The sequence below is a fragment of the Bradyrhizobium sp. ORS 375 genome (assembly GCF_000239775.1).
Classification (GTDB): Bacteria; Pseudomonadota; Alphaproteobacteria; order Rhizobiales; family Xanthobacteraceae; genus Bradyrhizobium.
Genome location: NZ_CAFI01000190.1, coordinates 1 through 1,466 on the forward strand (window position 1 = coordinate 1; position 1,466 = coordinate 1,466).

The following is a 1,466-nucleotide window of genomic DNA, read 5'->3' on the forward strand; positions in this document are numbered from 1 at the left end:
CCGATCTGGTCTCGCGTTCATTTTCAACAAGCTCGAGATTCCGGGTTCAATCGCCAACGCTCGGCGCTTCGCGCCTGCGCATTGACGATTGCCCCGGAATGACGGCGCGGAGCCGCAGCTCAGCTCCTTCAAGCCGTAACTTCGCAAGTCGTGAAATCAGCGTCGCTCGGACCCGCGGTGCTTGCGGATCAGTACGGCGTGTTATCCGCTCGGTAGCGCGACGATTTGCGCGGCGCGCGTTCGGGGGCCTGATCGAGCTGCGCGATGGGCCGGCGATAGGTCTCGGCGCGGCGCAGCCAGCCGGCCTCCCAGACGCGGTTGGACGGCAGATTGCGGACGCGCTGCTGCAGCACGCCCTGCACCGCGTCGGAATATTCGGCGAGCACGGCCTTGGGCTCGGTCGTGGTGCCGTTCATCTTGAGCAGCACCTGCTTGAGGCCCCAGCCCTGGCGCTGCCCGGTCTCCTTGTCCACCGCCGTCTCGGACGGGTTGGTGCCTTCGCCCTTGAAGTTGATGTAGTCGATCAGCGGGTAGAGATCCTCCGAGGCACGGACGACGCGGGCATATTGCGCGACGATGTGCTCGCGCTCGGCGCTGTCGGGCGTGTTGGCGAGGATCTTGTCCATCGCGCCTTGCGCGCGCGCCACCAAGAACTGCGTCTGCTCGGCCATCGTCGCGAGCAGGAACTGCCGCAATTGCCGCATCTGCGGCGAGTTGAAATTCTTCTTGAACTCGGCCCGGCTGTTCCATGGACAGGGCGGCACCGGATTCTTGTCGAGCCACGCCGGCAGCGACGTCTTGCCCTTGCGCAGAAACGCGATCAGGCCGGGAAAGCCTTCTTCAAAGGGCGGCTTCGCGGTGGTGGGGTACCAGATGAAATGACCGATGCCGAGCGAGGCGAACTCTTCTCCGGCGTTCCAGGAGGTGATCGCGTCGCGCTTGCCGCCAGCTTCATTGAGCCAGATCTTGCGGCCGATCATCTGCGCCACGCCGACCGGCAGCACCCGCTGCGGCACCGTCAGGTTTTTCGCGTCCTTGGCCTCGCGGGCTGCCGTCCGCACGTCACCCTTGCGCTCGGCCGTTGCCGGCTTCGCGGGCTCGGAGGACGGCACGACCACCTTCGGCGCCGGCGCCTGAGCATCTGCCGGTCGTCCCACGGTCTCCGGATCAGACTTCTGCGGCTCCTGCCTTGGCGGCTCCTGCTTCTGGGGCTCTGCCTTTGCAGCCTCTTGCTTTGGGTTTTCGGCCTTCTGTGGCTGCGACGATGGTGGTGCTGGTGCGGCGTCGCGCGCCGCCTGCTCGGTTGCTGCCGGCTTCGCCGCAGCGGTGCCATCCGCGCCGGCCGCGCCGCTCGCGCCGAGACCAAGGACGACACAGGACAGCAGCAACGTGCGCCGCGCGCGCAGCACGCTGCCCGGCGGGCGCCATGACGCCTGCCGCTCGACGTTCCCCTGGAACAATGTGAT

General features: G+C 66.8%; 1 protein-coding gene. It reads right to left on the reverse strand.

The window, feature by feature from the left end:
• Positions 1–188: 188 nt before the first annotated feature.
• Entirely contained in the window at positions 189–1,460 is a 1,272-nt protein-coding gene (locus tag BRAO375_RS16200; RefSeq protein ID WP_009028543.1) for a hypothetical protein, read from the reverse strand.
• Positions 1,461–1,466 lie beyond the last annotated feature (6 nt).